Source organism: Pseudonocardia yunnanensis, assembly GCF_039534065.1.
GTDB lineage: Bacteria > Actinomycetota > Actinomycetes > Mycobacteriales > Pseudonocardiaceae > Pseudonocardia > Pseudonocardia yunnanensis.
In genome coordinates, this window is sequence record NZ_BAAAUS010000026.1 from 25,529 (window position 1) to 47,431 (window position 21,903).

Sequence of the window (21,903 nt, forward strand, 5' to 3'; positions counted from 1 at the left end):
CCGCTGCGGAGCGGTACGGGATCAGGTGGAGCTGCCCAGCCGGTCACGGCCGGGCGGCGTGGCGAGTCGCGGCCGGGCGCCCGCCCAGCCTGCGACCCGGTCGGCGACGTCGTGCGCGGTGATCCCGAGGGTCGCGAGGATCTCCGCGCGGCTGCCGTGCGCCAGGAACTCCTGGGGCAGGGCGACGTCGCGCTGGACGACGTCGACCTCGCCGGCCCGCAACGCGTCGGCGAGCGCAGAGCCGAACCCGCCGTGGTGCCCCGAGTCGGCGATCGTCACCACGAGTGGGTGCACACCTGCCATCTCGACCAGTGCGGCCGGCACCGGCAGCACCCACCGCGGATCGACGACCGTCGCGGAAACCCCTTGCCGCGCAAGGATTTGTGCAGCCTCGACACCCAACTCGCCGAAGGCTCCCGCACACACCACCAGAACCGTCGGCTCGGGCGACTCCCACAGCACGTCGACGCCGCCCGTGCGGTAGAGCGCCGGCAGCAACTCGACGACCGGGCCCTTCGCGAAGCGCAGCGCGGTGGGCCCGTCGTCGATGGCCACGGCCTCGGCCAGCTCCTCCCGTAACGTCACTGCGTCGCGGGGTGCGGCCACCCGCATCCCCGGCACGACGCCGAGGATCGACAGGTCCCACATCCCGTTGTGCGTGGGCCCGTCGCTGCCGGTCACCCCGGAGCGGTCCAGCACCAGGGTCACCGGCTCGTGATGCAACGCCACGTCCATCATCAGCTGGTCGAACGCCCGGTTCAAGAACGTCGAGTAGAGCGTGACCACCGGGTGCATGCCACCACGGGCCAGGCCCGCCGCCGAGGTCAGCGCGTGCTGCTCGGCGATGCCGACGTCGATGCAGCGCTCGGGGAACTCCCGCTGGAACGCGCCGAGTCCGGTCGGGTGCAGCATCGCCGCGGTGATCGCCACGACGTCGGGCCGCTGGTGCCCGATGCGCACCATCTCCTCGGCGAACACGTCGGTCCAGCTGAGGGGCTTCGGCTTGCTCGACCGGCCCGTCCCTGCGTCGAACGCCGACGGGCTGTGCATCTGTTCGGTCTCATCGTTCTCGGCCGGGGCGTACCCGTAGCCCTTACGCGTCACCACGTGCACCACGACGGGCCCGCCGAAGCCCCGGGCCCGCGCCAGCGCCGACTCCAGGGCGGCGATGTCGTGTCCGTCCACCGGACCGAGGTACTTGAGGCCGAGATCGCCGAACAGCACCTGCGGGCTGATCGCGTCCTTGAGCCCGACCTTGAGCGCGTGCAGGCCGGCGTAGACGGCGTGGCCGACGACCGGTGCGCGGCGCAGCCGTTGCTTGCTCGCCTCCAGGTAGCTCTCGTAGCCCGGCTGCAGGCGCAGGGTGGCGAGCCGGTCGGCCAGGCCGCCGATCGTGGGCAGGTACGACCGGCCGTTGTCGTTGACGACCACCACGACGTTGCGGTCCTTGGCCGCTGCGATGTTGTTGAGCGCCTCCCAGGCCATCCCGCCGGTCAACGCGCCGTCGCCGATCACCGCGACGACGCGGCGGTCCTGGCCGCTCAGCGCGTAGGCGTGCGCGATCCCGTCCGCCCACGACAGCGACGACGAGGCGTGGCTGGACTCGACATGGTCGTGTGAACTCTCCGCCCGGCTGGGATATCCGGACAGCCCGCCGGTCATCCTCAGCCGGTCCCACCCGGTCTGACGGCCGGTCAGCAACTTGTGGACGTAGGCCTGGTGCCCGACGTCCCAGATCAGGGTGTCGCGCGGCGAGTCGAAGACCCGGTGCAGCGCGATCGTCAACTCGACGACGCCGAGGTTGGGGCCGAGATGGCCGCCGGTGCGCGACACCGCCCGCACCAGGAACTCGCGAATCTCGGCGGCCAGGGCCGGCAGCACGGAGTGTTCGAGCCGCCTGAGGTCGGCCGGAGACCCGATGGTGGCCAGCACGTCGGGCGCGCGCGACGCCGACGTGGCGGTGGCACGCCTCGCACCGCCGGGCGGCGCGTCCGGGACTTCCGCCGTGGATCTACCCGGTGGCGTCCGTGTGCCGGCCGGGGTCGAGGTAGCGTCGACCGGGTGCGGCGGTGAAGCTGCCGAGCCGAATCCGGTCCTCGGGGCGTGCGCAGGCTGCTCCTTGAACTCCACGGATCCAAGCTAGTTATTCTTTACTCACAGGTCAAGAATGATGGACAGCCGACTCTGACGCAATACTTGACCCACAGGTACAGAAGCGGCTAGTGTCATCTCCGACGGACGATCGACGCCGGCGACAGCCGGGTTGATCGTCCGGAATCGTCGAACCGTCCGGGTGCCGACCCATCGGACGGTCTCCGCTTCCCTTCCGCTTGCGGAATCCGTAAGAGGGTCCGCCGGCTACCCGATCACGAGGCCTGCTGAATCCATGAATGCGCATGGCGCGGACCAATCGACAGAGCCTCGTTCATCGCTCTCAGCGCAGTCTTCGAACCGTCCGCCCGAACGTCTGACGCCTTTCGGCAGTGAACACATCCGGGCCGCGGGCGAGGAATTCGCCTCGTTTCCCCAGGACGCAAAGTCGGTGAAAAGTCTGACGCGGAAGTCCGATGGGCCAACAACAGGAGTGCTGTGTAGATGTCATCGTTGTCAGTACCGCGTCCGGGCGAGCCGACGGCAACCGACCGTCGACGATGGTGGGGTTTGGCGGTCCTAGCGGTCGCACAGTTGATGCTGTTGGTCGATACCACCGTGGTCAACCTGGCGCTCGCTCCGATCCAGGAGGACCTGCATTTCACCCACCTCGGGCTGTCCTGGGTGGTCAACGGCTACACGCTCCCCTTCGGCGGCCTGCTGCTCCTCGGCGGGCGGATCGCCGACGCGCTGGGCCGCAGGCGCGTCTTCCTCGCCGGCCTGGCCTTGTTCGCGATCGCGTCGGCGATCGGAGGGCTCGCCGGCTCGCCGCTCGTGCTTGTGCTGAGTCGGGTCTTGCAGGGCGTCGGCGGAGCCCTGGTCGCGCCGGCAGCGCTGTCCCTGGTGGCGGTGCTGTTCACCGGGCCGTCGGAACGGGCCAGTGCACTGTCGATCTGGGGAGTGCTGCGCGGGCTCGGGGCCATGCTGGGCGCCGTCCTCGGCGGAATCCTCGTGAGCTATCTGTCGTGGCGATGGGTCTTCTTCATCAACCTGCCGATCGCCGCTATTGCCTTCATGCTCGCGCCCCGCCTGGTGCCGGAGAGTCGTGCCCCTCGGCGAGGACGTCCCGATATCGCCGGCGCCGTACTGGTGACGGCAGCGATCACCTTGTTCGTCTACGGGCTGCTGGCGAAGGCTGACCACGAGTGGGTGTCGGCCTCTGTGGTCGTGCCGATCGTGGCAGGCGTTCTCCTGCTCGCCATTTTCTGCGTCGTCGAGTCGAAGGTGCTGAACCCGTTGGTACCGCTGAGCTTCCTGCGGTCTCGGCGCCGGACGATCGGCAATCTCGTGTTGCTTTCCTTCAGCGCGGCGATGGGTATGTTGTTCTTTTCCATGGCGCTGTACCTGCAACAGGTGCTGCACTATCCGGCGTTGTGGTCAGGCCTCTCGTTCCTCCCGATCGGCCCGCTGTTCATGCTGACCGGTGGATTCAACGCCCGCCTGATACCCAAGCTCGGCGCCCGCACGGTCATGGTGACCGGCCTGTTGCTGCTCACGGCAGCGTTCGCACTATTTGCACAGGTCGGCGTCGGTGGATCGTACGTGCGGACGGTTTTGATCGGCATAATCCTGTTCGGAATGGGCGCCGGCTTCGCCGTCATCTCGTCCATGATCGCCAGCGTCGACGGCGCCACGGGGCAGGATGCCGGCCTTGCCAGCGGCATCAACAACACCGCGCAGCAGGTCGGCACGGCACTTGGCCTGGCCGCGCTCGTGTCTATCGGCGACAGCCACACGGCCAGCCTGTTGCAGGCCGGTGTCGACGCCGGCCAGGCGGCTGCTGCTGGATACGCAACAAGTTTCGCGGCCACCGCGATCCTGATGGCCGCCACTGCCGTGCTGGCGCTGGTCGGCATGCGCGCCGACCGGCGACCGCAAGTGACGAACGGTGACCGACGCCTTGAGACTGCTCGAACGGATTGACGAGCCGGCTGCCGTGCTTTCTCGATCGTGCTCAACTCGAGCAGCTCGCCGAGGAGATTCGCGAGCTGCTGATCCGACCGTGACGAGCACGGCGTCCAGCCACGCGTCAGTGGGGCGAGTGGACCGCGCTGAAGCGGCCACCGCCCGCTGATGAACGGCAGACCCGGGCCCCCGGTCCTGCAGGTCGAATGCCTCGTCGGCCCCGCTGACGGTGGCCGAATACGGCGAGGACCTGCTGGCCCGGGGGCCGGTCGTGGAGCGAACGAGTCGTACCCGCGCAGTGCGCACCTATCTTCTCCTCGTTTCCGCTCGGGCCCGACAACGGGCAGTCAGGCGCTCTTTCGTCAGAATTTTGTCGCAACTGCGCGGATATTACTCCAGGGTCAACCGGCTTCGCGGTGGATCAGGTCGCCAGGTCGAACGCGTCTGACGTGCGGCGCTCGCCGATTGGGAGGACATTCCGCTTGTGTGCGCTCTTGAGCAGCAAGGCGCTGGCCAGGTACCAGGCAATGAGGGCGCTGATGATGAGTATGTAGGCGCCGATGACCTGAATTGTGGGCGCGGCGGCGAGGAATGCGATCGCCAGAAGTGTGGAACCGCCTGCGAGCATGCCCAGTACGCCGGTGAGGGCGAGACTCTCGGCGGCCGCGGCGGCCGTGCCCACCCAGGTGATGGCAGCCAGGACGACGAACCAGAACCCGAAGGCACCAGGCGCGCTTCCACCGGCAGTGGTGGGAGGTAAGGCGCCGAGTGCGGCGAGTAGCTCGTGGAGGCCGTAGGCGATCCAGAAGGACCCCCAGATCCCGTGCATGGCGGCGGCGATGGCATCACGGGCACGGTAAGCCCACGTGCCGGCAATGAATTGTGCGAGTCCGCCGGCCGTCAAGGCGAAGGGAAAAAGTGTGAAAGGGGTGGCAGTGCTGCCGTACCAACCAGCGAGGTTGGCAGAAACCATGAATGTGGCGGCGGCGAAGCCGAACAGTCCGAGTACGGACGGAGCGGCGACCGGCGTCAGCGTGATCCTGGTGCGATCGCGCCAGAACGCGGAGGCGGAAGCCTCGGCCGCCGTGCGCGAATCGATCTCTGTGAACATATGTATCTACCTCCAAGTGTTGCGGTTTCCCCCCGCTTCATGTGGGTTCGAGCGATGTGGATGTCGGACCTGGGGCCCTACCAGAGCGAGAAGAAGCTGCGTACCGGGTGTGGATGGTAGGAGTCGAACAGCGCGAAGTTGATGAATGGGGTAGCGGCCACTCCGAGCAGGGCGAAGGTGCGGTTGAGCTTGGTCATCGTTTGCAGGTACCGGCGGTTGTCATCGCCGTCGATGGCCGCATCAGAGGATGGCTCCTCCTCCCCACAGACATGCCGGCCGACGAGGGGTTCGCGTCGCGTGACCACTTTGCCGACCAAGGTCGCGGCACCGGTGAGAACCGTGCCGGCGACAAGCACGTCCTTGGCGGTCACCATGATCGTCGCGTCGTTGTCGAGAGACCGGCCGTGCAGAGTCCGTCGCTCCCACAGCCATCCGGCCGCGACGGCCGCGTTGACGAGCAGTTCGTGCCAGGAGTCGCTCGTGCTGAGCCGAGCGCAGGCAGCAGTCGCCGTAGGCCCGTCGGCAGCTCCGGGTCGCTCGTCGGCACGGGCGAGCGCAGGCCTGCTGAACGCGGCGGCGGCCAAGCCGAGGCGGCCGATCGAAGCGGCCGTGGTCTGCATGATCGTCATCATTCTCACCACCCTTTCATCAGGTGAACAGCCGGAAGATTGTTCCAGGCCGGTAAGAGCGCAATACATTGAAGTTCACGCGGGGCGTGAACCCGATTGCACCGGCCGCAAAGGCACGATTCAGCATCTTAAGCAGCGTGAAGCATTCGTAGTAACGTCTCCCGCGTCGGGAGGCGTCGGGCGCGAGGATGCCGTCCGCCTCCATCGGCAGCCCCTGTGGGAACTCCCGCTTGACGAGTTGCCCCACGGCGATTGCGGCAATGTTGGTGACCGCGGATCCGACGACCGCGAGATCCTTCAGCCTGACGGCATCGTCGGTCGCGTGATCGAGGTGGCGTTGCGTCCTCAGAGTGTGCTGCTCGATCAGCCAGCCCCCGGCAAGCATCGCATTCGCCGCGACGTCGTACCCGCCCCACAGTCCCCCGACCCGAGCGCGACCTGTCGTACTGGGGCCGGGAGGCTGTGGACCGCCGACAAAAGCTGCGGCAGCGCCCAACTGGTGGATGGATGCCGCGGAGGTCGTGAGCAAACTCATCAGTGCTCCTCGTGTCGAATGTGTGATCTAGGAAAGGATGTCCGTTCACATGCCACGCTAAGAGTTTTTGACCCACAGGTCAAGTATGACGGAGTGACGGCAGTCACACATTTCAAGATCACTGATTATGACGCCGAGAACGCAGAACGCGATTACCACGGATCGCGCATAGGTGACAGCGTCGAGCACTCGCCCGAGCGTCTCACAATCATGCTGCCGACCCGGCAACATGAGACAACACCGCCACCACGCTCGTCTTTCGTCACATCATCGAGCCGACCAGGCAACAGCCCGACGCACGTCACGCCGGCAGCATGGCGAGATCCCCTCAGCAGGTCGGCTGTCGACTACCACGCGTCGGGCTCGAATTCGGCGACCATGTCGCGCCAGCCGAGCGGCTTCATGCAATGAGCACACGTCAGGCGCGCCTCAGCGAGATGCCCGCACTCGCGGTGAATCAGCCGTACCGGCGGAACGTCGTTCTCGTACTTGTCGCCCCAGGCCATGAGAGCCAGCAGCACGGGATAGAGATCAGCACCTTTCGGCGTGAGGCGATATTCGTGGCGGGGCGGGTTGTCCTGGTAAAGCCTCCGCTCCAGGATCCCCTCGGCGACGAGTACGCGCAGCCGATCGTTGAGCACATTGCTGCCGAGGCCCAGCTTGGCCCGGAAGTGGTCGTAGCGCCGCTCGCCACGGAAGCACTCCCGAAGGATCATCATCGTCCACCGCTCCCCGATCACCGACCAGGTCCGGGCGACCGAACAGTAGACCTTCTGCAACTCGTCGTGCTTCATCTCACCATCGTAGGACACTTTTTGAGTCTCAAGAGCTTGCAGGCTTCATAGGGCCCGCCTAGAGTCACACTTGAATCAAGTTCGACTGCATCGGAGGATGCGTACCCTTCCTCACCATCCCCAGTGGCGAGGCGACGTTGCAGCACACGGCCGAGATTGCGGCGATAACAGTCGTGAACACAGGTGACGCGACCTAGGCGTATCGGGGCGGCCCGGCCCTCTGGCGAGCGACCAGAACGGCACGTGCACTACTCATTCACTGAGGTCGAGTCCGTCTTCGTGGCAGGCAAGGCCGCGACCGGTCCTCAGTTGGCCGGACTCGTCGGCCTGGCCGACGAGTGGTGTGCGATCAGCCGGCGACGAGAAGGGTGGCCTGGGATCTTCGTCGTGGAAATCCATGGTGCCTATGCAGCATCGAGGCGCACGACCGGCCCGTAGGGGTCGTCGAACGCCGAACCGGTTGTCATTAACCGCCGCACCGACTCGAGCAAGCCATATCGTGACCCACCTGCAGAAAGAACGGAATCATGCGCGCGATCATTCTCACCAGCCCAGGCAAGCCCGAGGCCGTGGTTATACCCGACCCGGAGCCCGGCGAGGGACAGGTCCGGATCAAGATGGCGGGCGCAGCGGTCAATCCGGCGGATCTGCACGTCATTGACAGCGGGGAAACCGGGCTCGGACTAGGCCTCGATGTGGCGGGCGTCGTCGATCAGGTCGGCCCTGGTGTCCACAGCCTCGCCGTGGGCACCCCGGTCGCCGCACTGCAGTTCCCACACGCAACACACGCAACGGCGGGGGCCGCCGCCGAGTACGTGATCGTGCCGGCCGCGGACACGGCGGCGGTCCCGGAGGGCATCGATCTCCTGGACGCTGCCACCGTGCCGCTCAATTCCCTGACCGCCGTACAACTGCTCGGGCTACTCGGCCCGTCCGCGGGGCGGCGGCTGCTGGTCACCGGCGCGGCCGGCGGGGTCGGAGGCTACGCCGTCGCGCTCGCTGCGCGGCACGGATGGTCGGTCACGGGCCTGGCCCGGGCAACGGACACCGAGTTCCTGACTCGGGCCGGAGCGGACCAGGTCGTCACCAACCTCGAAGAGGTGACCAACGTCGACGCGGTGCTTGACACCGCGCTCTTGAACGAGCCTGCCCTCAATGCAGTTCGTGACCACGGCGTCTACGTGGGGATCTTTCCCGGCAAGGAACCACCATCCGAACGCGGCATCGACATCACCTCCGCAGTGGTCGTTCCCGACGGTGCGGCACTCGAACAGATGCTCGCACTGACGGCGCAGGGTGTTTTGGAATCGCGCCGGGCCGGAACGATTCCTCTTCGGAATGCCACGGCCGCCTACGCGAAATTTCGAGCCGGCGGTTTCCGGGGCCGCTGGGTCATCACGCCGTAGACCGAGCCGGTGAGTCGTTCTTGTCGGGTGGCTGGGCTGCGGCGGGCGATTCGTCCGGTCATGGTGTTGATCGCTGCTCACCGGATCATGGCATCGGTCGGTGGTCGGTGATGAGCCAGTGCTCAACGGCTGACCGGCGAGGGATGACCTCGAACCCGCGCCGGCCGGCCGGCTTGCGCACGATGGCACGGGCAACGACCTGATGTCACGGACGGTCCGGCTCTGGGCGGACGTCAGGGCGCCGATCGCGCGGCGCAACCGGACCGGGTTCTTCGCAGCCCGGGAGATCCCGCGCCGGCCTGTGACCCTCGTGCATCGAAACGGCCGCACGAACACGCTCGGTCTGTGATCCTCCCGCTGTCATCTCACCAGATCATCAAGCCGATGATCACGGCGAGCCAGCTGTTCCGTCGATGCCGAGCTGGTTATTGCGCACTATGGTCGCTCAATGGAGCTGAGGCAGGTCGAGCACTTCCTCGCAGTGGCGCGATGCGGGAGCTTCACGGGGGCCGCGCAGGAGGTGCACGTGGTGCAGTCGGCGTTGAGCGCGTCGATCCGCAAGCTCGAGGCTGAACTGGGGACACCGCTGTTCGAGCGGACCACTCGCCGGGTGGCGCTGACCGAGGCGGGGAGGACGCTGATGCCGCTGGCGCACCGGATCGTCGCGGACGTGGTAGCCGCGCGGGGCGAGATGGCGGCGGTCACGGGGCTGACGAGCGGACGGGTGTCGATCGGGACGATCCAGACGCTGACCGTTGTGGACCTGCCGCTGAAGCTCGGAGACTTTCGGGGGCGCTACCCGGGTATTCGGATCCACGTGCGCGACGGCACCGTGCCCGACCTCGCGGCCGCTGTCGCGAGCGGTGAGCTCGACCTGGCATTCCTGGCCGGCGACAGGCCCCTGGCCGACGAACTCTTCGGCTTCGGGCAATGGAGCCAGCAGTTGGTGCTGCTGTGCCACCCGGGCCACCGGCTGGAGCGCCGCCGCCGCGTCCGGCTCGCGGAGCTCGACGACGAGCCGTTCCTGGACTTCAGCGGCAGCGGCATCCAGGCGATGGTCGCCCGCCGCTTCGCCGACGCGGGGCTGCGGCAGAACCGCGTGTGCGAGGCGACGCACATGCCCTTGCTGGTCGAGCTGGTGTCGGCGGGGCTGGGCGTGACGATCGTCCCGCAGCCGGTGGCAGAGAAGTCCGGGCTGCCGTTCGCGCGGCTCGAACAACCCAGCTTCAGCCGCGCGATCCACCTGGCAGGCCGGGGTCCGACGCCGACGAACCCGGCGGCTCGGGCGTTGCTCGCGCATCTGCTGGCGTGACCTGGTGCGGCTTGACGGGTGCGAACAGGAACCCGCACCCGACGAGCGCGAGAGCCATCCCCACAGTGGTGTAGCCAACCAGCACGGCGACCACGGCCAGCGCGAGCGATTGGACACCGAACCGCCGCAGCAGCCGGAGGAGGTCGGTGGTCTCGGTGTCCGCCATGGTTCGAATGTTGGCCTCACGGCGGTGACGAGTCCAACGCACAGTGATGCTGAAATTCAGCTCTCGAATCGCTGAATCAGTCGCGGGAGCCGTGGAGGTGCGCACGCCGCCAACCGGCCGGTGTCGTCCCGTACTGCCGCCGGAACGCCCGCTCGAACGTGCTGAGGTCGAGGAACCCGACCGCAGCCGCAATGTCCGACATCCCGAGCAGGGCGTGCCTCGCGTCGGACAGCAGCACCCGGGCCGCGAGCAGCCGCTGCTCACGCAGGTACGCACCGGGCGTGGTCCCGATCCGTTCGAACAAGGTGTACGCCCGGCGCACAGACACATAATGCCGCCGCGCCAACTCCTCCACCCGCAGCCCAGGGTCGGACAGGTATTCGCGGACGTAAACCCGCATCATCTCCAGCAACACCCCTACGGGGCCGTCCCCGCCCGGCACGGAGGGTGTGATGGCCCGCAGCACCATCGCCAGCAAATCGATCGCGGCCCGCCCGGCGTCCAGCTGCTGCGACGCCGTGAGGTCCTCGGCAACCTCGAACAGCCGACCGAGGTAGCCGGACAGCACCTGCATGGCCGGGGCTGCGGGGTCCACGCTGCGCGCACACGCCTCGGTGATCTCGCCGGTAGAGAGCGGGAGCAATCCGCGAGAGAAACCCAAGGTCGTGTTCTGGGTCTCGATCGACGAGACTCGTTCGAGGGGACTACGCGTTTCGGTCAGCACTCCGCTACCGGGCACCAGCTTGGCGAAGCGGTCGTGCTGGCAGTGGCCGGTCTGACCGGCCCTCTGTACACAGAAGAACAACAGGTTGTCGGTCGACCCCCTCGCTGCCATCCGGTCGGTCCGGGCCGCCGACATCGGTCCTCCCCAGTGCGACTGACTGAGCGTGACGGCCTCGCCTAGCTCCTGGACGGCCACACGCCCACGGAAGTCGGGACACGCCCAGGTGATCGCGGGTACGAAGCACTCGCGGGCAAGGTCGTTCAGCTCCTCACCGGAGACCTCGTCAACCTGCACACGCCAAAAGCTAGTTCCGGCCGTCCGCCCAGAGTTGGTGCTTGTAGTAACCGCGGGCGAGGGCCGTCCCCTACCCGACCGCTGCCACTTCCACCCTCACACGCCGCTGTGCGGCGGTGGGCGCGGCCGCGCCGGCCCACCGCCGCCCCGCTCACGGCACGAGTACCGGCTGGTCCACGGCCCATAGCCACGACCCGTCCGACTGGCGACGGGCGATCTCGACGGTCACCTCACCGGTGGTCAGCGTGGACACCGTGAGCGCCAGGTCGCCGCTCACCAGCGCTGGATGCTGCCTACCCGGCGAGAGCACCGGCGCGGCCGCCACGAACTGCTCGTACACCTTGCGGATCTCCGCGTGTCCGGTCGCGAGGTTGCCCGGCGGAAAGGCCAGCACGGCGTTCGGTTCGTACAATGCAACCAACCCGTCGACGTCGCCCGCATTGCCTCGCTCGATGAAGTATCTGCCCAGGTCGTTCGGCTCAGTGGCAACTGTCTTGCTTGTCATGCTGATAAGCCTCCCAACGAATCACGACACCCTATGTCGTGTATTTCTGTAAAGTTCTCGCGTGCGCGCCGACCGGTTGGTATCGCTGGTGCTGCTGCTGCGCCAGCACGGTCGGCTGTCCGCGGCCGCGCTGGCGCGCGAGCTGGAGGTATCCACCCGCACCGTGCTGCGGGACGTCGAGGCGCTGTCCGCTGCCGGCGTCCCGGTCTACGCCGAACGCGGCCGGCACGGCGGTTTCGAATTGCTGCCCGGTTTCCAGACCGAGCTCACCGGACTGAACCACGACGAAGCACTTGCGCTGCTGGTCGCCGGATCGCGGCGCGGCGCGCAGGCATTCGGCCTCGGCTCGGCGCTCGCTTCGGCCATGCGCAAGGTGGTTGACGCGCTACCCGAAAGCTATCGGGCCACCGCGGCCGGCGCGGCCCAACGATTGCTGATCGACCCGGAGAACGACCTCCTCGCGCGCCGGCTGGTGGCTGAGGAGGTGCCGGACAACATGGTGACCGCGGTCCGGCGCGCGGTGTTCGCCGGACACAAGCTGCGCATCCACTACGCGGCAGTTGATCAGACCCCGAAGTGGCGCACGGTGGACCCGATCGGCCTGGTCACCGTACGCGACCAGGGCTACTTGCTGGCCACGAGGTCTGGCGCAGACCGCACCTACCGGCTGTCTCGGATCTTGGCCGCCGAGGAACTCGCCGAACCTGCACAGCGACCAGACCGGGTCGATCTTGACCGGGCGTGGCAGGAACGCAGCACGCAGTTTCGGACCGGCGGCGACCAGGTCACCGTGCTGGTACGGGTGAACGCGGCACGACGGGAGGACCTGCTGCGCACCGCGCTGGCGATCCGCGCCGAGGAACCACCCGACGCAGACGGCTGGTTGCGACTAGAGGTGATCTTCAGCGATCCGCGACACGCCGAATGGGCACTGTGGCAGCTCGCCACGAGCGCGGAAGCCCTGGCCCCGCAGTGGTTGCGCACCGCCCTGCGCAGCCGCGCCGCCGCGATCGCCACCTGCTACGGAATGTCATCCTGAGATCTGAAGGGCGGTTCTTCCCCTGCAGAGAGGCACCCGCTCAGTTCCGGTAGACCTCGACACCCGCTGGACTGTCCGCGGTGTACGCGGTGACCACCACCTGGACCCTCGCCTGCGGACTCTTCTCCTGTTGCCGGCTGTCGATCGTGCACATGGCGAACCCGTCGAGAATCGTGCAGCCGGCCTCGGCGACCGGATCGTGCTGCGGCGGAGCCGCGCTCCGGGGCATCGGCTCCTGCGCCACCGCGGCGATCTCGACGCGGGTCACGTCCGGCGCAACGGCCATCAGGATCGCGCTGCCCTCGCCGCGGTGGAAGACGACAGGACTGGCCAAGCCGCTGAGACGGTCCGGATGCAGCGGCCCCTCGGCGAAGGCCCTGCTGTACACGGGGTCGGTCATGCAGAAGCCGGCGGCGAGGTTCCCGATCCGTGCCACCAGCGCGGGCGGCGCGGCTCCTCCGACGTCGTGCCACCCCACCGGGATCCACAGGCGGTCGTTGACGTGTTGGTGCGTCGGGAGCCGGTCGAAGCACTCGTCCAGGTACCGCCCTTCCGGACTGTCGGGCCGCTCGGGCAGGTCCCGGTCGGTGACGACGAGCGCTTGCACCGGTTCCGGGACGGGGCCGTCGTAGCCGCCGGTGACGGCGAGCCGCATCCGATCCGGAGTCTCGCCGGAATAGATGTCGACGAAGGTGACCCGGTCCTCGCTGATCTGCATCTTGCCGGGGAGCCCGATCGCGAACTCGCGCCCGTCGGGATTGAGCACAACCAACTCTCCCGCGGACATCCGCACGACCTGGACCTCGCCGGCGGGCGTGCCGGTCAACCCCGACACCGCCACCGATCCCGGTGACACGAGGCAGGCGAACGAGTCGTTGATCTCGAGGTCGCTCTCGACCGCACCGACTCCCATGTGCAGGGTCGATCGCCACTCGCGCGTCGGCGGGTACTCACCGGCCCGACCGCTGTGCACAACAGCGGCCGCACACCGGGCCAGCGCCAGGTCCGTGGCCGGTTCACCGCTCGGCAGGGGCAGCTCGACGCCGGCGAACGGGTCCCCGCCGGGGTCCTCGCCGGTCGCAGTGCCGGGCCCGCCGTCGGTCACTGTGGCGGGCGGGAGCCGGTCGAGACCGGCGGGGTCGTCCGCTCCGAACCCGCTGACAGCCGTGACCGTCGTTGCCGCGATCGCCACCACGACGGCGGCGGCAGCGGCGAGGAACGAGGTGCGCCTGCGAGGGGCCCGCGCGGGGGCGGCGTCCATCCCGTGCAGAACGCGCTGCAGGACCCGCTCCTGGACGTCGGCGGGCAACGCCGGGGCGGGCGGCATTTCGAGCTCGTTCATCGGGTCTCCTCGGGCAGCAGTGCGCGGAGCCGGGTTCGGGCGCGGTGGATGCGGGTCCGCACGGTCGCCTCGGGGATGCCGAGCGCGCGGGCGGCGTCGGACTGGGCGAGGTCGGCGATGATGCACAGCTCGACGACCTCGCGCTGGGCCGCCGGGAGGCGCTCGAGGGCGGCGAGCACGCGGTGCAGGCTGCGGTGGTCGTCGACGGAGGCCGCGACGGAGTCGGAGTGGTCACGGACCACCGGCGCCGACCCGAGACGGCGGAAGAGGCGTTGGTGGCGCATCGACCGCCGCCGTTCGGTGCGGGCCTCGTTCCCAGCCACCGCAAGCAGCCACGGCAGGGCCGAGTCCGCGGTGAACCGGACCTCCGCCCGACGTCGCCACGCCGTGAGGAACGTGGCGGCGAGGACGTCCTCGGCCATCGCGCTCGACCCGGTGAGGTGGTGGGCTTGGCGCCAGACGGTGTCGGCGTGCCGGTGGTACAGCGTGGTGAAGGCGTCGCGGTCGCCGTCCTGCGCCGCAGCCCACAACTCATGGTCCTCAGGGAGCGCGGTGTCCACCCACCCCACTCCCTCTCGCGTGCTCATGCCCCGTAGTGGCCGGCATCGATCATCGCGTTCCGGCCGATTCGTCACGAACACGCGCCCGCGCCCCACGCCGCCGGCAGCCCTCCGGACTTCCGCCACGGAGCAGCACACCACCGCATCAACAAGGTGAGGACACAGAGCAGGAAGCACGACGGACAGCACGAAGCGGCGTCTTGCTCGGAGATCCTGGCCATGGAGGAGACAGCCGCCGCTACATCAATCCCTCTATATTCGCCCGCGAGCATGTCGCAGCCCGGCCGCTACTGACACAGCACGAAATCGGCGTCGAAGGCAGAGCCCCTCGCCATACCCGAGCTGAGATCAGCCGGCTGCCTAAGCCTCGAACGGGTCCGCAACCTTCTTGCGCGACCGACGCCTCGGCTTGACATCAGCCTCGACCGCGTCAACGGTCACAGGCGCTGCCGCCGTCTTCTCCCGGCTCTCATACGCCTGGATCACCGCAGCCGAGATACGACCACGAGCCGACACCTGATGGCCGTGAGCGGCAGCCCACTCACGAATTGCTGAGGTATCCCCGCGGCGCGACGACACGGCGGCGGTGCCGCGCTGGCGGCGAACCGTGGTGCCGCCACCTGCACGACGGGCTGCCCCGACGTACGGGGCCAGAATGCTCCTCAGCTCCGCGGCGCGTTTCGCGCTCAGATCGATCTCGAAGCTCTTGCCATCGAGAGCGAAGGCGACCGACCCGTCAGCCACGCCACCGTCCAGGTCGTCGACCAGCCGTACTTCCGTGACCCTTGCCATCTCGCACTTCCAACCATCATGTCCATCAAGGGCCACTCAATTCTCCACGCTGATCATGAAATGTCAAATCACGTTCAGATGCGGGGGCGCACCCGTAGGGTCCTCGTCTCGACGCGATGGATTACCTTCGACGGCTCGGCGACGCCCGAGAAACGCGGAACTCCATCGCCCCTCCCCGTACATGATCTGATCCGACTGCTCAGTAGGCAGGTCTGCGGCATGGACCCGAATGATCGTCCCGGTCGCCCAGCACGACGAGATCGTGCACACGCTTATCGCAGCCGACTGAAGAGCCCTGTGATGGCCAGGGCCGGTGCGCCGACGCGGCGGTCGAGGACGGCCCGTTGTTCTGCAATCCGCCGGGGGCGCGGGCTGGATCGGCATCAGGCTGTCGGCGTGACGCCTCGCGCCTCTGCGAGAGCCTCCAGGGCCGAGGTGAAGCACGGCATCGAGGCCCGGACCTTCCCGATCCCGACCATCCCGATTCCGGCCTCCTTGTGCATGACAGCCGTGGTGATCAAGGGCGCGATTCCCGTCGACACCACCTTGCGGACATCGATTCCTACGGGCACTCCTTTGAAGTCCCAGTTCGGGATCGGCATGTTCGGGTTGTCGGTGACCACGATCTCCGCCTGCTCCTCGCTGGTTGCGAGAGCCTCGGCGAAGCCGCCCTCGCCCGTTCCCACCAGTTGCTGGACGGCCGGAGCCGCGACCGCTACCAGGCCACCGAAGCCGTAGGCCTCCACGATGGCGCTGTCTCCGCAGTCCGGGCAGGCGTCGGCGTCGGTGAATCCGGGGAAGTACAGCGTGTCCAGTTCCTCTTCGGGTCCGGTGAACCATCTGTCGCCGAGGCCGCTCACCCGGATGGCGAACTCCCGGCCGTTGCGTGTCATGCAGGTGACGACGCTGCCCGCATTGACGGTGGCTGCGGCGTCCAGGGTTGCCTTTCCGGCCGCCATCCCGAGCGTGAGGAAGAAGTTGACGTTACCGGCGAGGAACTCCAGAACTGATTCGATGTGATTCTGAGGCATCCCGACTCGCACGAGCTTGGGCGCAAGCTCTCTGAACATCAGGCTCGAGGCGGCCATGATGCGCACGTGGAAGTCATCGCCCATGGTGACCGCCTGGGCCAGAATGGGGTTCACCGCCAGTCCGCCGTCGGGGAGCAACTTCAGTGCTTCCGAGAGGCCGGCACCGAGGACGTCGCGCATCCACACCAGGTGGTCGCCGACGGACTGGTCGTACACGCCGAAGCGCAGGACCTTGCCCTCGCCCTCGTGCATGCTCGTGTAGGCGCGGTTACCCTCAGTGGCGTTTTCGACCACAAACACCGGGATGCTTCCGGTCAGGATGCCTCCCATCGCCCCCACCGCACGGAAGTCGTTATTGGGGGCGAACTGAACTTCTTCGGCGCATACCCGACGTGCCGACGCCTCGTCCTGCGCCCAGCCTTCGAACAATGCTGCTCCGATGGCTGCGCCCTGCACCGGGTCCGGCATGTCCTCGAACGCGATCGGCGGGCCGGCGTGCAGAATGAGCCTCCCCTCCAGTGCGGGAATGACGGTCTTCGCGGGCACCACGTCCACGAGTCGCGGTTGAGCGTCGACGATCTTCTGCGCGACGGCTGCATTCGCCTCGTCGATCGAACTGTACGTAGCCATGTTGGGTTACTCCCTTCAATTCAGGGCGTCGATGAGCGCCTGGAGCTTGCGATCGCCACCGGCGACGGGCCTCCAGTCGTAATGGACGACCTGCGCGCCCAGGTTGAGCAGGGGCTCGGCGAATTCACGCAGACCGATGTTGACGATCCGCGGCGACGTCGAGAGCAATCGGCGGATCGGCTCGGGTACGGCCGGTGGGGAGATTGTCGATGCCTCACGTCGCTGCAGGATCGCCACGGCGTGGCGGACCGCGGCGGCATTGCTGGGCAGTACGGCGACGCCCGCCCGTTCGAGTATCAGCGTCTGCGCGCTCAAGGACTGCGGATCATCGTCGGTACCGCACACCGATGCCACGACGGCGAGGTCCCGGCCGTCCGCGTGGAGTTTGGCCAGACCGTCGACGATGACGGGGGTGAGCGCTCCGGCCGGATTCGGGTCGGCACCGTGACCGAGCACCACGTCCAGGAGGAGGACCGCGTTCTCCGGGTCGTCGAAGATGGCGGCGATGCGACCGGCGCGCAACGACGGGTCGATCATCGGATGCGGCCGCCCCCGGGTGTGCACATCGTCGCCGAGGTCGATCACCTCGTGGCCACCCGCGGTGTTCCCGGTCGGGCCGAGCGAGTCCTCGAGCAACATGGCGGCCTCCGCCGCCAAGGTCCCTCCTGTGTAGAGACCTTTGATCCATCGCTGCTCGGGGCGGAGCGCGACCGGGCGGGAGGCTCGCGTGCCCGCCAGTTCCACGGCCACTCTCGCCGCCTCGTCCAGCGTCCGCGCGTAATGAACGTTGCCCTCGACTCCCTCACCACGTTCCCCCAGCAGAATCGCGACGAGCGGCTTTGACAACTCGTCGGCGACACCGATCACCTCGTCCCGCACGCCGGCAGCAGGAGGCTTGCCGATGAGTACGACGACGTCGGTGGCCGCATCGGCATCCAATGCCCGCAATGCCTGTAGGCACGTGATTCCTCCGACCTCGGCGCTGAGATCACGTCCACCGAGGCCGATCGCGTGCGACACCCCTCCCCCCAGCTGGTCGATATGCACCATGACCTGTTGCAGCCCAGTGCCGGAGGCCCCCGCCAGGCCGATCGATCCGTCACGGACAGCATTGGCGAAACCTAGCGGAAGCCCGCAGATGCGCCCTGTTCCACAATCAGGACCCATCACGAGCAGTCCGCGTTCGCGCGCCTTTCTCTTGAGTGCCACCTCGTCGGAGATACTCACGTTGTCACTGAAGATGAAGGTGTGGATATTCCGGTCCAGGAGCCGATGCACCTCGGGCGCCACATCCGGTCCGGGGATGGAGACGATGGCGAGGTCCACCTGGCCGAGCATGCCCACCGCCCGCTCGAGGGAGCGAGCCGAACGCAACCGCGACCGCCCGGCCGCCGACGCCCGGCGGCACAGGAATTCGTCTACCTTGGCGAGCAGTGCGTCGCCGACCGAAGCGTCTGCGACATCGGCCACGATAACAAGGTCCGTTGGCTTGGCGCCTTCCAGATCAAGAGTGTCGAGCCCGGAATTCCGCAGGATCTTCTTGTTGGCCGGCGTGCCCATCATGATCGATACTCGGTTCGCGCCGTCAGTGCCGTTGAGCGTGGTGCTCAGCTGCATGAGCCTCAACGAATCCTGATATGTGTTCGGCTTGATGATCGAGTAGAGCATGCCGCGCTACTCCTTACCGTTCGGCAAGTGGAGACACGGAAGCATCTGCTCGCGCAGGATCCCACGGATCGAGAGAACGGGCGAGACGATCTCGGCCCTGCCCATTTATCCGGGTGACGAACCTCCGTGGTGCGCCGTGCAGCGCATCGTGTCCATCCTCCACAGGCACCAGCATCACGGGCCGAACGGGCGCACCCTTGCCATCGGACCAGCGATGGGTGCACCGTATCCCGACCCGAAGCGGACCGGTGTGGCCAAATCAGGAGGCCGGTCATGGGTGACCCCTGGGGGTTTGTCAGCACCCCCCGCGAGGCGCCGCGGCGCCGCCCGATCGGCCTGCGCTTGCTCGACTGGCGCGAGGTCCACGAGCCGATGCCGGCTGACCGCCTGCGTCGACAAGCTGGTCGGTGCATGGACTGCGGCATCCCGTTCTGCCACCAGGGCTGTCCGCTGGGCAACCTCATCCCGGAGTGGAACGACCTCGTCCGGCGTGCTGAGTGGCGCCGGGCGAGCGAACGGTTGCACGCCACGAACAACTTCCCGGAGTTCACCGGGGTGCTGTGTCCGGCACCGTGCGAACCGGCGTGCGTGCTGGCGATCAACAGCGACCCGGTCACGATCAAGCAGGTCGAGCTGCAGATCATCGACTACGCCTGGGACCAGGGTTGGGTGACGCCGCTCCCACCGAAGGCGCGGACGAAACGGACCGTCGCCGTCGTCGGCTCCGGTCCGGCCGGGCTCGCCGCCGCCCAGCAGCTCACCCGGGTCGGCCACGACGTGATCGTTTACGAACGCGCCGACCGGTTGGGCGGGCTGCTGCGCTACGGCATCCCCGAGTTCAAGATGCAGAAACGCCGGCTCGACCGCCGCCTCGAGCAGATGAAAGCCGAAGGCACGATCTTCCGGGCCGGCACGGAGGTCGGCATCGAACCCGCAGTGAAGCAGCTCAGGTCCCGGTCCGACGCCCTGGTCCTGGCCTGCGGCGCCACCGCTCAGCGCGAACTCCCCGTACCGGGTCGCGAACTCGAGGGAGTCCACCCGGCAATGGAGTACCTGACGTGGGCCAACCGGGTGCAGGAAGGCGACCTTGAGGTCTCCCCGATCACCGCTGAAGGTCGCGATGTCGCCATCGTCGGAGGGGGCGACACCGGAACCGACTGCCTCGGCACCGTCCACCGCCAGCGGGCGCGGTCAGTCGTGCACATCGACATCCGGCCACGCCCACCCGAGCAGCGCACCGTGAACATGCCATGGCCGACCTACCCCGCGATCTATCGGACGTCCCCAGCACATGAGGAGGGCGGCGCACGCCTGTTCAGCATGGACACCCTCGAGTTCGTCGGCGACAAGAAGGGCAGGCTGCAGGCGATCAAGATCGTCGAAGGGTTCCGTGACGAGAACAAGCGGTTCTACCCGACCACGGCATCCGCGACCGAGATCCCCGTGCAGCTCGCGCTACTGGCCCTCGGTTTCCTCGGCCCCGAGCGCGGCAGGCTCCTGACCGACCTGGGCGTCGAGTTCGACGAGTGCGGCAACGTCTCCCGCGACGAGAACTTCATGTCCAGCGTCGAGGGCGCCTTCGTAGCAGGCGACATGGGCCGCGGTCAGTCGCTCATCGTGTGGGCGATTGCGGAAGGTCGCGCCGCCGCGGCGTGTGTCGACAAATACCTCACCGGACGAGACGTCCTTCCCTGCCCGATCGAACCCACCGACCAGCCGATCGCCTGACCCAGCGAGGGCCCGGGCGAGCACCGCCGGGTGTGCGCGCGGAAAGGGAGCCGCCTGAGGCGAGCGAACCTGGTCCCAACCGATCGCAGCACGGCGCCTATGCGCGCCTGTCACGAGACTGCGCGGAAGGCGGGGAGTCGGAGCTCGATCATCTGATGATCTGCTTTTGCATGGATCGGTCGGGCCACGGCGACGGGCGGCACGAAGAGCTCCACGCCGGTCATCGCGGTCCAGCCGGAGAAGGCAGCGATGCCGGCCGCGGGATGTTGGCCCGGCGCCACTCGAACGCCGGCTGCCGCGGATCGACACCGGCGACGGCCAGCGGCCGCAGCAATCCGAAATGTGCGTCGCACGGCTTCAGCGTCAGGCGAGAAGCCAACCCTCGAGCCCAGCCTTTCCGCAGGTAGAAATGCTGATGGGCGGCTCCCTCGACGTAGGGAACCGCCCATCGTGCCGTCGGGGCGACAGGATTGAACCTGCGACCCCTGGGCACCTAGGACGTGCGGCTAGCCGTGCTGGGTCGGCGTCGTGTCGAAGGGGACCTTCGTCCAGGTCAGCACCTGCGGGTCGCCCGGCCGGACGGTGACGCGGAGGTAGTTGTTCACGCCGTTCGAACCGTCGACGGTGACCCGGGTCAGGTTGGGTGCCGGGGTCGTGACGCCGTAGAAGCTCAGCCACGGCGACCCGGGCGCGAGGGGGGTGTCGGAGTTGTAGACGTGACTGTCACCGTTGAAGAGGTACACCGGGCCATCGAAGTCGGCTGAGCGCTCGGCGATGGTCCGGATGATCTCCTGAAAGCCGGAGTATGCGGCCGAGCTGGGGTTGGGAACGGTCGGGTCGAACATGTCGGCCTGCATCAGCAGGGCGACGGCGCGCTGCCCACGACCGTGGTCGAAGGTCTCGTTGATCAGGTCGAGGGTCGCCGCGGTGCGCTCCTGCACCTCGGCCGTCTGCTCCGGGGTCGGCGCGGTCTGCCCGGTCCAGGGGGCGAGATCGTTGTTGCTGCCGACGACGTGCAGCACGGCGAACGAGACTCCGGCGCGGTCGTAGGACACGTTCTCCGGAACGCCTCGATCGGCTTGCGAGTGCACGGCGACGCTCTGCTCACCGAGTGTCTTGCCGGGCTTGGGGAAGAAGGTCTTGCGCACGGCGTCCAGCCGCTCGAGCGGGTCGAAGCCCCCGTTGTTGGGCCGGTGGCAGTCGGTCCATTCGTTGTCGCCCGGGGTGTAGACGAACGGATCAGCGAACCGATCGAACTGAGCCCGGACAGCGGCGAAGTAGTCGTCGCTACAGACCGAGGAGCCGTCCTTGATGTCACCGAGGTGATTGACGATCTGGACCGCGGGATCGGCGTTGATCTGGTCGACCACGCTCGGGAACTGGGCGATCTGCTCAGCGCCGTAAGGGATGTCGCCGATGACGGCGAACCCGAAACCGGCCTTGTCCGGTTGCTGAGCAGCGGCGGTGCCGACGGAGACGGCGGACAATGCGAGGGCGAGGGTGGCGCCGACGAGGAATGGACGTCGCACGGGGAGCTCCTGTCGTTGGTCGGGCACGCGGGTAATCCCGACCGTGTGGGGA

The 21,903-nt window shown here is 67.7% G+C and carries 18 protein-coding genes; 5 read left to right on the forward strand and 13 right to left on the reverse strand.

What is annotated here, in order from left to right:
- Nucleotides 1–21: 21 nt before the first annotated feature.
- A complete protein-coding gene (gene dxs, locus ABD743_RS24540; RefSeq protein ID WP_344724589.1) occupies nucleotides 22–1,932 on the reverse strand; it encodes a 1-deoxy-D-xylulose-5-phosphate synthase in 1,911 nt (636 codons plus the stop codon).
- A gap of 663 nt (nucleotides 1,933–2,595) precedes the next feature.
- On the opposite strand from dxs, the gene ABD743_RS24545 reads away from it, so the two are divergent.
- Complete coding sequence (locus ABD743_RS24545) at nucleotides 2,596–4,074, forward strand: MFS transporter (RefSeq protein ID WP_344724548.1); 1,479 nt, start codon at nucleotides 2,596–2,598, stop codon at nucleotides 4,072–4,074.
- A gap of 403 nt (nucleotides 4,075–4,477) precedes the next feature.
- Here the strand turns inward: ABD743_RS24545 and ABD743_RS24550 are convergent, their stop codons facing one another.
- The 4 genes from ABD743_RS24550 to ABD743_RS24565 form a co-directional block, all read right to left on the reverse strand.
- Nucleotides 4,478–5,167 carry an acetate uptake transporter family protein gene (locus tag ABD743_RS24550; protein WP_344724549.1) on the reverse strand — a complete coding sequence of 230 codons (690 nt, stop codon included), beginning with the start codon at nucleotides 5,165–5,167 and terminating at the stop codon, nucleotides 4,478–4,480.
- Between the two features lie 77 nt (nucleotides 5,168–5,244).
- Nucleotides 5,245–5,796: a hypothetical protein gene (locus ABD743_RS24555; RefSeq protein WP_344724550.1), complete on the reverse strand. Its 552-nt coding sequence runs from the start codon at nucleotides 5,794–5,796 to the stop codon at nucleotides 5,245–5,247.
- Nucleotides 5,797–5,815: 19 nt separating this feature from the next.
- A complete protein-coding gene (locus tag ABD743_RS24560) occupies nucleotides 5,816–6,331 on the reverse strand; it encodes a hypothetical protein (protein WP_344724551.1) in 516 nt (171 codons plus the stop codon).
- 347 nt (nucleotides 6,332–6,678) lie between these two features.
- The gene (locus tag ABD743_RS24565; protein ID WP_344724552.1) at nucleotides 6,679–7,125 is read right to left on the reverse strand and encodes a winged helix-turn-helix transcriptional regulator; all 447 of its coding nucleotides are present in this window, start codon (nucleotides 7,123–7,125) and stop codon (nucleotides 6,679–6,681) included.
- 527 nt (nucleotides 7,126–7,652) lie between these two features.
- Here ABD743_RS24565 and ABD743_RS24570 point away from each other — a divergent pair.
- Nucleotides 7,653–8,531 carry an alcohol dehydrogenase catalytic domain-containing protein gene (locus tag ABD743_RS24570; protein ID WP_344724553.1) on the forward strand — a complete coding sequence of 293 codons (879 nt, stop codon included), beginning with the start codon at nucleotides 7,653–7,655 and terminating at the stop codon, nucleotides 8,529–8,531.
- A gap of 448 nt (nucleotides 8,532–8,979) precedes the next feature.
- On the forward strand, nucleotides 8,980–9,843 hold the full coding sequence (locus ABD743_RS24575; protein WP_344724554.1) for a LysR family transcriptional regulator: 864 nt from the start codon (nucleotides 8,980–8,982) through the stop codon (nucleotides 9,841–9,843).
- 242 nt (nucleotides 9,844–10,085) lie between these two features.
- On the opposite strand, the gene ABD743_RS24580 is transcribed toward ABD743_RS24575, so the two are convergent.
- Nucleotides 10,086–11,027 carry an AraC family transcriptional regulator gene (locus ABD743_RS24580; protein WP_344724555.1) on the reverse strand — a complete coding sequence of 314 codons (942 nt, stop codon included), beginning with the start codon at nucleotides 11,025–11,027 and terminating at the stop codon, nucleotides 10,086–10,088.
- Nucleotides 11,028–11,178: 151 nt separating this feature from the next.
- Nucleotides 11,179–11,532, reverse strand: a complete 354-nt coding sequence (locus tag ABD743_RS24585; protein ID WP_344724556.1) for a YybH family protein — start codon at nucleotides 11,530–11,532, stop codon at nucleotides 11,179–11,181.
- 61 nt (nucleotides 11,533–11,593) lie between these two features.
- Between ABD743_RS24585 and ABD743_RS24590 the strand changes: the two genes are divergently transcribed.
- Entirely contained in the window at nucleotides 11,594–12,571 is a 978-nt protein-coding gene (locus ABD743_RS24590) for a helix-turn-helix transcriptional regulator (RefSeq protein WP_344724557.1), read from the forward strand.
- Between the two features lie 40 nt (nucleotides 12,572–12,611).
- Here ABD743_RS24590 and ABD743_RS24595 read toward each other — a convergent pair whose 3' ends face one another.
- From ABD743_RS24595 to fdrA, 5 genes are all read right to left on the reverse strand, one after another.
- Complete coding sequence (locus ABD743_RS24595) at nucleotides 12,612–13,913, reverse strand: hypothetical protein (protein WP_344724558.1); 1,302 nt, start codon at nucleotides 13,911–13,913, stop codon at nucleotides 12,612–12,614.
- The gene (locus tag ABD743_RS24600) at nucleotides 13,910–14,500 is read right to left on the reverse strand and encodes an RNA polymerase sigma factor (protein WP_344724559.1); all 591 of its coding nucleotides are present in this window, start codon (nucleotides 14,498–14,500) and stop codon (nucleotides 13,910–13,912) included. The genes ABD743_RS24595 and ABD743_RS24600 overlap by 4 nt, the downstream gene beginning before the upstream one ends.
- A gap of 333 nt (nucleotides 14,501–14,833) precedes the next feature.
- Nucleotides 14,834–15,301 carry a histone-like nucleoid-structuring protein Lsr2 gene (locus tag ABD743_RS24605; RefSeq protein ID WP_379658988.1) on the reverse strand — a complete coding sequence of 156 codons (468 nt, stop codon included), beginning with the start codon at nucleotides 15,299–15,301 and terminating at the stop codon, nucleotides 14,834–14,836.
- Between the two features lie 347 nt (nucleotides 15,302–15,648).
- The gene (locus tag ABD743_RS24610) at nucleotides 15,649–16,926 is read right to left on the reverse strand and encodes a YlbE family protein (RefSeq protein ID WP_344724561.1); all 1,278 of its coding nucleotides are present in this window, start codon (nucleotides 16,924–16,926) and stop codon (nucleotides 15,649–15,651) included.
- 15 nt (nucleotides 16,927–16,941) lie between these two features.
- Nucleotides 16,942–18,594: an acyl-CoA synthetase FdrA gene (gene fdrA, locus ABD743_RS24615; protein ID WP_344724562.1), complete on the reverse strand. Its 1,653-nt coding sequence runs from the start codon at nucleotides 18,592–18,594 to the stop codon at nucleotides 16,942–16,944.
- 273 nt (nucleotides 18,595–18,867) lie between these two features.
- Between fdrA and ABD743_RS24620 the strand changes: the two genes are divergently transcribed.
- Nucleotides 18,868–20,322: a glutamate synthase subunit beta gene (locus ABD743_RS24620; RefSeq protein ID WP_344724564.1), complete on the forward strand. Its 1,455-nt coding sequence runs from the start codon at nucleotides 18,868–18,870 to the stop codon at nucleotides 20,320–20,322.
- A gap of 506 nt (nucleotides 20,323–20,828) precedes the next feature.
- Here the strand turns inward: ABD743_RS24620 and ABD743_RS24625 are convergent.
- Entirely contained in the window at nucleotides 20,829–21,851 is a 1,023-nt protein-coding gene (locus ABD743_RS24625) for a metallophosphoesterase (RefSeq protein ID WP_344724565.1), read from the reverse strand.
- Nucleotides 21,852–21,903 lie beyond the last annotated feature (52 nt).

Coding starts and splice junctions, on each gene's coding strand:
- ABD743_RS24545 (WP_344724548.1), top strand. CDS start 2,596: ATGTCATCGTTGTCAGTACCGCGTCCGGGCGAGCCGACGGCAACCGAC.
- ABD743_RS24550 (WP_344724549.1), bottom strand. CDS start 5,167: ATGTTCACAGAGATCGATTCGCGCACGGCGGCCGAGGCTTCCGCCTCC.
- ABD743_RS24555 (WP_344724550.1), bottom strand. CDS start 5,796: ATGACGATCATGCAGACCACGGCCGCTTCGATCGGCCGCCTCGGCTTG.
- ABD743_RS24560 (WP_344724551.1), bottom strand. CDS start 6,331: ATGAGTTTGCTCACGACCTCCGCGGCATCCATCCACCAGTTGGGCGCT.
- ABD743_RS24565 (WP_344724552.1), bottom strand. CDS start 7,125: ATGAAGCACGACGAGTTGCAGAAGGTCTACTGTTCGGTCGCCCGGACC.
- ABD743_RS24570 (WP_344724553.1), top strand. CDS start 7,653: ATGCGCGCGATCATTCTCACCAGCCCAGGCAAGCCCGAGGCCGTGGTT.
- ABD743_RS24575 (WP_344724554.1), top strand. CDS start 8,980: ATGGAGCTGAGGCAGGTCGAGCACTTCCTCGCAGTGGCGCGATGCGGG.
- ABD743_RS24585 (WP_344724556.1), bottom strand. CDS start 11,532: ATGACAAGCAAGACAGTTGCCACTGAGCCGAACGACCTGGGCAGATAC.
- ABD743_RS24595 (WP_344724558.1), bottom strand. CDS start 13,913: ATGAACGAGCTCGAAATGCCGCCCGCCCCGGCGTTGCCCGCCGACGTC.
- ABD743_RS24600 (WP_344724559.1), bottom strand. CDS start 14,500: ATGAGCACGCGAGAGGGAGTGGGGTGGGTGGACACCGCGCTCCCTGAG.
- ABD743_RS24610 (WP_344724561.1), bottom strand. CDS start 16,926: ATGGCTACGTACAGTTCGATCGACGAGGCGAATGCAGCCGTCGCGCAG.
- fdrA (WP_344724562.1), bottom strand. CDS start 18,594: ATGCTCTACTCGATCATCAAGCCGAACACATATCAGGATTCGTTGAGG.
- ABD743_RS24620 (WP_344724564.1), top strand. CDS start 18,868: ATGGGTGACCCCTGGGGGTTTGTCAGCACCCCCCGCGAGGCGCCGCGG.